Genomic DNA, 7,997 nt, shown 5'->3' with positions numbered 1-7,997 from the left:
GTCTTCTGAAAACGACAAACGATGTCAGAATAGAGTTAAATTTCCTATTGATTGACATATTCCGTCAAAGGTAATAGATTTCATCCTGACACTTTTGCCTTTGGAGGCATCTTGCAAGGTCAACGCATCGGCTATGTCCGCGTCAGCAGCTTCGACCAGAACCCGGAACGGCAATTGGAGGGTGTTCAGGTGGCGCGGGTGTTCACCGACAAGGCTTCTGGCAAGGACACCCAGCGTCCCGAGCTGGAAAGGCTGCTGGCCTTCGTCCGCGAGGGCGACACCGTGGTGGTGCATAGCATGGACAGGCTGGCACGCAACCTTGATGACCTGCGCCGCATCGTCCAAGGGCTGACACAACGGGGCGTGCGCATGGAGTTCGTCAAAGAAGGGCTGAAGTTCACCGGCGAGGACTCACCGATGGCCAATCTGATGCTGTCGGTCATGGGAGCCTTCGCTGAGTTCGAGCGCGCCCTGATCCGCGAACGTCAGCGCGAGGGAATCGTGCTGGCCAAGCAGCGCGGTGCCTACCGGGGACGAAAGAAATCGCTGAACAGCGAACAAATTGCCGAGTTGAAACGGCGAGTTGCGGCAGGCGACCAAAAAACCTTGGTGGCCCGTGACTTCGGCATCAGCCGCGAAACCTTGTACCAGTACCTGCGGGAAGACTGACCATGCCACGCCGCTCAATCCTGTCCGCCACCGAGCGCGAAAGCCTGCTGGCACTGCCAGATGCCAAAGACGAACTGATACGGCACTACACGTTCAACGAAACCGACCTGTCGGTGATCCGTCAGCGTCGCGGCGCCGCGAATCGATTGGGCTTCGCTGTGCAGCTTTGCTACTTGCGATTCCCTGGCACCTTTTTGGGCGTCGATGAGCCTCCGTTTCCGCCCCTGTTGCGCATGGTGGCCGCGCAACTCAAGATGCCAGTGGAAAGTTGGAGCGAGTACGGCCAGCGCGAACAGACACGGCGGGAGCACTTGGTCGAGCTGCAAACGGTTTTTGGGTTCAAGCCCTTCACCATGAGCCACTATCGGCAAGCCGTGCATACATTGACCGAGCTGGCCTTGCAGACCGACAAAGGCATCGTGCTGGCGAGCGCACTTGTCGAGAATCTGCGGCGGCAGAGCATTATCCTGCCCGCCATGAATGCCATCGAGCGCGCAAGCGCCGAGGCCATCACCCGTGCCAACCGACGCATTTACGCGGCGCTGACCGATTCTTTGTTATCACCCCACCGTCAGCGCCTGGACGAACTTCTCAAGCGCAAGGACGGCAGTAAAGTGACGTGGCTGGCATGGCTGCGCCAGTCGCCTGCCAAACCGAACTCTCGCCACATGCTCGAACATATTGAGCGCCTGAAATCCTGGCAAGCACTTGATCTGCCCGCAGGCATCGAGCGGCAGGTTCACCAGAACCGCCTGCTCAAAATCGCTCGTGAAGGTGGCCAGATGACGCCTGCTGATCTGGCAAAGTTCGAGGTGCAACGACGCTATGCCACGCTGGTAGCGCTGGCCATCGAAGGCATGGCCACCGTCACCGATGAAATCATCGACCTTCACGATCGCATCATCGGCAAGCTGTTCAACGCGGCCAAGAACAAGCATCAGCAGCAGTTCCAGGCTTCCGGCAAGGCGATCAACGACAAGGTGCGGATGTATGGGCGCATCGGTCAAGCGTTGATTGAGGCCAAGCAAAGCGGCAGCGATCCGTTCGCCGCCATCGAGGCCGTTATGCCCTGGGACACCTTCGCCGCCAGCGTCACCGAAGCGCAAACATTGGCGCGGCCTGCCGACTTTGATTTCCTGCACCACATCGGTGAAAGCTATGCCACGCTACGCCGCTACGCGCCGCAGTTCCTGGGCGTGCTCAAATTGCGGGCTGCGCCCGCCGCCAAGGGTGTGCTCGATGCCATCGACATGCTGCGCGGCATGAACAGCGACAGCGCGCGCAAGGTGCCCGCCGATGCGCCAACCGCATTCATCAAGCCGCGCTGGGCAAAGCTGGTTCTGACCGACGACGGCATCGACCGGCGTTACTACGAGTTATGCGCCCTGTCGGAGCTGAAGAACGCGCTGCGCTCCGGTGATGTCTGGGTGCAGGGTTCTCGCCAGTTCAAGGACTTCGACGAATACCTGGTGCCGGTCGAGAAGTTCGCCACTTTGAAGCTGGCCAGCGAATTGCCGCTGGCAGTGGCCACCGACTGCGACCAATACCTGCATGACCGGTTGGAATTGTTGGAGGCGCAACTCGCCACAGTCAACCGCATGGCTGCGGCCAACGACTTACCGGATGCCATCATCACCACCGCGTCAGGCCTGAAGATCACGCCGCTGGACGCGGCAGTACCAGACGCCGCGCAAGCCATGATCGACCAGACAGCTATGCTGCTGCCGCACCTCAAAATCACCGAGTTGCTGATGGAGGTCGATGAATGGACGGGCTTCACCCGCCACTTCACACACCTGAAGACCAGCGACACGGCCAAGGACAAAACCTTGCTGTTGACGACGATCCTGGCCGACGCGATCAACCTGGGTCTGACCAAAATGGCCGAGTCCTGCCCTGGCACCACCTACGCCAAGCTGTCTTGGCTGCAAGCCTGGCACATCCGCGATGAAACCTATTCGACGGCGCTGGCCGAGCTGGTGAATGCGCAGTTTCGGCAACCCTTCGCCGGCAACTGGGGTGACGGCACCACGTCATCGTCGGACGGCCAGAACTTCAGAACCGGCAGCAAAGCAGAAAGCACTGGTCATATCAACCCGAAGTATGGAAGCAGTCCAGGACGGACTTTCTACACCCATATCTCCGACCAGTACGCGCCCTTCAGTGCCAAGGTGGTCAACGTGGGCATTCGTGATTCAACTTACGTGCTTGATGGCCTGCTGTACCACGAGTCGGACTTGCGCATCGAGGAACACTACACCGACACGGCAGGCTTCACCGATCACGTGTTTGGCTTGATGCATTTGCTGGGATTTCGCTTCGCGCCGCGTATCCGTGACTTGGGCGAAACCAAGCTATTCATCCCCAAGGGCGATGCCGCCTATGACGCGCTCAAGCCGATGATTAGCAGCGACAGGCTGAACATCAAGCAAATACGCGCCCATTGGGATGAAATTCTGCGGCTGGCCACCTCCATCAAGCAAGGCACGGTAACGGCTTCGCTGATGCTGCGCAAACTCGGCAGCTACCCGCGCCAGAACGGCTTGGCCGTGGCGTTGCGCGAGCTGGGGCGCATCGAGCGCACGCTGTTCATTTTGGATTGGCTGCAAAGCGTGGAGCTGCGCCGCCGCGTCCATGCGGGGCTGAATAAGGGCGAGGCGCGCAACGCGCTGGCCAGGGCGGTCTTCTTCTACCGATTGGGTGAAATCCGCGACCGCAGTTTTGAGCAGCAGCGCTACCGGGCCAGCGGCCTCAATCTGGTGACGGCGGCCATCGTGTTGTGGAACACGGTATATCTGGAGCGTGCCACCAGTGCTTTGCGTGGCAACGGCACGGCGCTGGACGACACATTGTTGCAATATCTGTCGCCGCTGGGGTGGGAGCACATCAACCTGACCGGCGATTACCTATGGCGCAGCAGCGCCAAGGTCGGTGCGGGGAAGTTTAGGCCATTGCGACCGCTGCCACCGGCTTAGCGTGCTTTATTTAATGAGATGGTCACTCCCTCCTTCCCGGTACTATGCTGAGGACAGGCTTTCATTCGGAGAACTATCATGGAAAACATTGCGCTCATTGGTATCGATCTGGGTAAAAACTCTTTCCATATTCATTGCCAGGATCGTCGCGGGAAGGCTGTTTACCGTAAAAAATTTACCCGGCCAAAGTTGATCGAATTTTTGGCGACATGCCCCGCTACAACCATCGCAATGGAAGCCTGTGGCGGTTCTCACTTTATGGCACGCAAGTTGGAAGAGTTGGGGCATTCCCCAAAGCTGATATCACCACAATTTGTCCGCCCGTTCGTTAAAAGCAATAAAAACGACTTTGTCGACGCCGAAGCTATTTGTGAAGCTGCATCGCGTCCGTCTATGCGTTTTGTGCAGCCCAGAACGGAATCTCAGCAGGCAATGCGGGCTCTGCATCGTGTCCGTGAATCCCTGGTTCAGGATAAGGTAAAAACAACCAATCAAATGCATGCTTTTCTGCTGGAATTTGGCATTAGCGTTCCCCGAGGAGCTGCCGTTATTAGCCGACTGAGTACCATTCTTGAGGATAATAGTTTGCCTCTTTACCTCAGCCAGTTATTGCTGAAATTACAACAGCATTATCACTATCTTGTTGAGCAGATTAAAGATTTGGAATCCCAGTTGAAACGAAAGTTGGACGAAGATGAGGTTGGACAGCGCTTGCTGAGCATTCCCTGCGTCGGAACACTGACAGCGAGTACTATTTCAACTGAGATTGGCGACGGGAAGCAGTACGCCAGCAGCCGTGACTTTGCGGCGGCAACAGGGCTTGTACCTCGGCAGTACAGCACGGGAGGTAGGACGACATTGCTGGGAATTAGTAAGCGAGGTAATAAAAAGATCCGAACTTTGTTGGTTCAATGTGCCAGGGTATTCATACAAAAACTGGAACACCAGTCTGGCAAATTGGCCGATTGGGTCAGGGATTTACTGTGCCGGAAAAGCAACTTTGTCGTCACTTGTGCTCTGGCAAACAAGCTGGCCAGAATAGCCTGGGCCCTAACGGCACGACAGCAAACTTATGTAGCATAACGGCAGAAATACACCGGTTTAAAGAATTACTGATCTGGTTTTGCGAATACTGATATTGATGATACTAACGGCCCACCGGCCTGTTGAGGAACCTGTAAAACGGAAAGGCTCATTGAAGCCGTATATTTTCTGGAGGTTCATCAGGCGCGGAACTCATCAAGGCGCGGGAATAAAATCCCATTCAGACGCCGGATAGATTCAAGCAAGCCAACTTGTCGTCAAAATCGGTGTTGCAAAAACGGGAGTGACCATAGATTCCGTTTTCTGAGACGACCCCATCTACGTCAGGTTTCCGCTTTGGTTCGCTGGTGGCCGTCTCAGCTTGTTTTAGGGTGGAACGTGGATAGGCCAGGTTATATGCTGCGCCTGTGGTCATTTGCTCGATGACCGCAGGTGCATAACCTTCTGCTTCCAGCTTACGATATGCAGCCCGGTAGTCTCTTTGGGTTTTCAGCGGGTATATCTTTCCGCCTTTACCATCGAAAGCGATAAACCAGAAATCGTCCGTGCCAGTTTCCAGATTTCTGCAACGTTTCAGATGCCATCCGCCTTCTCTCGCCCAGATGGTACGGTTATTTCTGGCATTCGTTTTGTCATAACCGTTCTCGTCAAGCCAGCTATCAAAGCTGGTCAGCCCCAGATCCTGAACCTCCAGAGAAGGCACTCGAATGACCTGCAAGGTATGGCGGGGTCTTGGCTCTCTCATCTTGATCTCTTCCTAGCGCTGGTCTGGGAAATACGGATATTGCGGGCCATATTCATAGTCATGCGGGCCTGGCTCAACTTCCCAGAATGGACGGCCGCTAATTGTCTTTGGACCGCGCTCGTTTACGATGTCTTCTACATCCTGAATATTAAATGGCATCGTTGCCAGTAACAGCTGATCTTCGGGTGTCAGCGTCACAGTTGCACCGTCGATACGGCTGTAAAGGTCGGCAAACTGTTTACCTGCACCGTGCAACCGGTGCTCCGCTACACTTCTGATTGCGTGTAAGTCCAGCTCCGCCGCTTCCATGCGATCCACGTATAGTTTCATTTCTTTACGCAAAGCGCTCAGCTCACGGGCTTTAATAAACCCGCAGGCGTACCCACCCAGGGCGATAACTGCAATGATTGCTAAAATTGCCATTTTTTTCTCTCACGTGATTGCGGCCGTTACTCTAGTCTTAATGTGAAGTCTGGGAATTCGCTGGATGTTAAGTACGTTTTCATCCCCAGACTGACAGATGCTAAGGCGCGATCCCAACACTCCATTTGTAAGTATCAGGCCCATCTTCTCCGCTGGTGGCATCTGCTACAATCTGTGCATAACGTTCTCCAGCAAGTTCTCTTACCATCTGATCCACGACCCATTGCAGATGATGCATTTCATCGGTTCCGCCGTAACGACAAGCCAACTCAATAGCCCGCTCTATTCTTTTTTGTTCTTCAGTCATACTGAATCCTCACGCTTACATCAGCTATTCTGAAAACATGCACACTATAAATTGCGGCTGTCATTTCTCAGCCAGGCGCCTGCATTGCTGCCTCATTCCATCAAAAATACTTTCCGCAAGCTGCTGGGGGAACTGGTCCGGAAGAAGCCCGCTAACACGTTCAATGACACCCGGGGTTCTGGCGATGATTTCCTCTATCATCGCCTCTGTCTGCTGTTTACTCAGGCCGGTTATCTCACCATGCCTGATCCAGTGGCGTCGTTGTATTCGATATATCTGGTAATAGTTGCTACTGCCACGTACGGCCATCGCCAGTTTGCACTTCTGCCAGGATATCTGATTGTTCCCATGACCGATCACCGGCCATGCCGACAACACATCATAGAGTGGTGTAAGGTGATAACGTCCCTGTGGCCCAATAGAAATACTGAAATTTTTAGCGTGGCCATCTGTTGCGGCCATCATCCAGAAAACTATCTGCGTCATAAAAAACTGCGCTTTGTCACGCTCAGCACGGTCTGAATTACTCAGAACTTCCATAATTTCCGATATACCTGGCCCGCCGTCCGCCTGATATTTTCGTAATGGCGAAATGCCCAGGGCCTGACACATATCCTCCTGGGGTAAACGAATGATCCATTGTCCGTTTCCTGACCATTTTCGGTCAAAACGTTCTACCACCAGCGCTTTCTGATCTTCAAAGTGAGCAATCTGCGTTCTTGCCACGGGGAGCCCGTACTGTTCGAGAAGTACCGAGCAGAGCCATTCATTTTCAACCGACGAGCGCATGTCGGCTTTCATGTTCCCCACAAGTCCGAGCGGTAGCTTGAATATATGCGTCGTTGGTGTATTACCCTCCGGCATACACCACCGATCTTCATGCCACAGTAGGGCTGTTTTCTCCTGAGCACCGGCAATAGATAAACGTAAGTCGTCGTTATCTTCTGGCCTGCCCGGTAGCAATGTCTCCGTGGTATTACGCAAAGTTGCCGCAATTTCTGATTCAGTAAGCGGGTGATACTTCACGGAATATAAATCTGTGGGTTCATCTCCGTCATGAAGCAGCTGTATCGCGCCCACGCAGTCTTTTCCCAGCTCCGTCAGAAGATCAAAAGGCTCCAGGCTATCGGCCTTGTAACGCATTGCCAGACGTCTGCGTATGCCTTCGCTGTCCGGGAGTAAATTATCAAAATAGTCACGTACCACATTTCCACGCCAGACCTGGTTCCCGGGAGTAAAAGGAAGGGACAATGACAGCGGCCTTCCCTGTTCGTCTGCACTCCAGTCAGGAAGGTATTGTAAGCTGTCTACCCCTTTACTTTTTTCCCAGTATCCGACTTTGATTCCGTTCATCCAGATTGCCAGACGCTGCTGTTTCCGGCTCATATCGTTACCATTTCTCCTGTCGTGCAGGTGAGTTTGATTTAAGCATTTCTTCCGTCTGCTTCCCCTCTGAAGAGGCGGTTGTCGAGGAGAAGCTGATTTTTACGCCCAGGATAGAAAACACCTTGAATAGCCGTTCAATGCTCGCACTGGCAGGGTTGGCTTCCAGACGTGAGTATGTCTGTTGAGTGACCCCTAACCTTTCGGACAGGTCTTTTTGCGTCAGGCCATTCGCCTTGCGAAAACCAATGAGCAAGGGACGCAACTGGTTGAGCGTGTTTAACGGGTAATCATTATTGATCATAAGCTGGCCTCAGTAGTTCCTCTGATACACCTTGTACGCTGTTTTCTAAACATACACCCTAAAAGCTGTAATATCAAATTAACAGCCTAAAAGCTGTTAAATAGAGAGTACAACCTTTAGGCTGTTACTAAGTGGCAGCATAAATCT

Annotated in this window: 8 protein-coding genes; 3 read left to right on the top strand and 5 right to left on the bottom strand. The window is 53.9% G+C overall.

The genetic code is table 11. From position 1 onward, the window contains the following. Positions 1-111: 111 nt before the first annotated feature. The 3 genes from CKK19_RS22695 to CKK19_RS22685 all read left to right on the top strand — a co-directional run bounded on the left by CKK19_RS22695 (position 112) and on the right by CKK19_RS22685 (position 4,727). The gene (locus CKK19_RS22695) at positions 112-669 is read left to right on the top strand and encodes a recombinase family protein (protein ID WP_001162012.1); all 558 of its coding nucleotides are present in this window, start codon (positions 112-114) and stop codon (positions 667-669) included. A gap of 2 nt (positions 670-671) precedes the next feature. Continuing rightward, positions 672-3,644: a Tn3 family transposase gene (locus CKK19_RS22690; RefSeq protein ID WP_001138073.1), complete on the top strand. Its 2,973-nt coding sequence runs from the start codon at positions 672-674 to the stop codon at positions 3,642-3,644. 78 nt (positions 3,645-3,722) lie between these two features. Further along, complete coding sequence (locus CKK19_RS22685) at positions 3,723-4,727, top strand: IS110-like element IS4321 family transposase (protein WP_000427623.1); 1,005 nt, start codon at positions 3,723-3,725, stop codon at positions 4,725-4,727. 181 nt (positions 4,728-4,908) lie between these two features. Here the strand turns inward: CKK19_RS22685 and CKK19_RS22680 are convergent, their stop codons facing one another. The 5 genes from CKK19_RS22680 to CKK19_RS22660 form a co-directional block, all read right to left on the bottom strand. Further along, positions 4,909-5,433, bottom strand: a complete 525-nt coding sequence (locus CKK19_RS22680; protein WP_001805097.1) for a hypothetical protein — start codon at positions 5,431-5,433, stop codon at positions 4,909-4,911. Between the two features lie 12 nt (positions 5,434-5,445). Next, entirely contained in the window at positions 5,446-5,856 is a 411-nt protein-coding gene (locus CKK19_RS22675; protein WP_000985909.1) for a hypothetical protein, read from the bottom strand. Between the two features lie 100 nt (positions 5,857-5,956). Then, positions 5,957-6,163: a hypothetical protein gene (locus CKK19_RS22670; RefSeq protein WP_000134171.1), complete on the bottom strand. Its 207-nt coding sequence runs from the start codon at positions 6,161-6,163 to the stop codon at positions 5,957-5,959. Positions 6,164-6,223: 60 nt separating this feature from the next. Further along, on the bottom strand, positions 6,224-7,549 hold the full coding sequence (locus tag CKK19_RS22665; RefSeq protein ID WP_000088044.1) for a type II toxin-antitoxin system HipA family toxin: 1,326 nt from the start codon (positions 7,547-7,549) through the stop codon (positions 6,224-6,226). A gap of 4 nt (positions 7,550-7,553) precedes the next feature. Then, a complete protein-coding gene (locus CKK19_RS22660; protein ID WP_012477377.1) occupies positions 7,554-7,847 on the bottom strand; it encodes a helix-turn-helix transcriptional regulator in 294 nt (97 codons plus the stop codon). Between the last annotated feature and the right edge of the window lie 150 nt (positions 7,848-7,997).

Origin of the sequence: Enterobacter sp. CCUG 70166 (assembly GCF_020224095.1) — a bacterium.
GTDB classification, from domain to species: domain Bacteria; phylum Pseudomonadota; class Gammaproteobacteria; order Enterobacterales; family Enterobacteriaceae; genus Enterobacter; species Enterobacter intestinihominis.
Note: the sequence above shows the minus strand (reverse complement) of the source record. Positions and strands in the feature narration are given on the sequence as shown.